1 protein-coding gene and 1 pseudogene are annotated in these 1,017 nt (G+C 44.0%); both read left to right on the top strand.

Annotated elements, in window-relative coordinates:
• The coding region (locus KH180_RS16745; protein WP_290762543.1) for a substrate-binding domain-containing protein at nt 1-337 on the top strand (337 nt) is incomplete at its 5' end.
• Between the two features lie 249 nt (nt 338-586).
• Nucleotides 587-1,017: pseudogene (locus tag KH180_RS16740) on the top strand (sugar ABC transporter permease); the annotation flags it as partial.

Raw genomic sequence — 1,017 nt, 5'->3', positions numbered from 1 at the left:
TGCCATGAGCTATGCCTATAACAAAAATATCATTCTCAAATACTGGGATGTGATCAAAGATATGGACGGATGTATGACAAATGATATAGGTGCCTTGAGCTGCCTGGCTGTGGCGCACAAAATGGGGCTGAAGATCCCGGAGGAATTCCGGATCATCGGCTATGACGGAACGGAAATCACGAATCTGACATATCCGGAGCTGTCCGTTGTGGAACAGGATTGTCCCGCACTGGCGAGGGAATGTGTGGAAGCCGTTCTCCGGCTGATTGATAAAAAAGAACCCGGCAGCCTGCTCCGGATTGTTCCTGTTCATTTGCGTGAACGTGGAACAACTTGACCGTTCCATATGAGCAAGCATAAAAACAAGCCGCTTTGACAAAATAGCAAAGCGGCTATTTTTATGCTTATTTTTATGTTTTCATGAGTTTTGTTCGTTGTTTTAACTAGTTTAATCGATTCATTTTTGTTACTATTAGACGAATCGACGGAAGTATATCAAATTTCAATTGACATTATCGGCAATAGTGATATTATTTATAAATGGAACAGTTCCATACGAATTGGTTAGGTTATAGGAGGATAAGCGATGAACGTGGTAAACAACCGTGAACGATTGAAAACCAATGCCAAGAGAACATTGAAAGCCTGGCAGCTGTATGTACTTCTCATACCCGCGCTGCTCTGGGCAGTTATTTTTGCCTATTATCCCATGTACGGTGTAGTCATTGCCTTTAAGGACTACAAAATCAGGGCCGGCATCCTGGGCAGCCCCTGGGCGGACCCTCTGCTTACATACTTCCAGCAGTTTTTCAGCACAAGCATTGCGCTGAACGCCATCAAAAACACCATTGTAATCAGCCTGGAAAGCCTTGTAATCGCATTCCCCATCCCTATTATTTTTGCACTGCTTCTGAACCAGATCCGGGGCGACAGGGTCAAAAAAACCATCCAGACTATCAGCTATGCCCCCTACTTCATGTCAAATGTTGTTGTTGTCAGCATTATATCCGTCTTTTT

It is taken from the genome of Anaerostipes sp. (assembly GCF_018381315.1).
Taxonomy (GTDB): Bacteria; Bacillota; Clostridia; order Lachnospirales; family Lachnospiraceae; genus Anaerostipes.
This window is presented reverse-complemented; position numbering and strand designations above follow the sequence as displayed.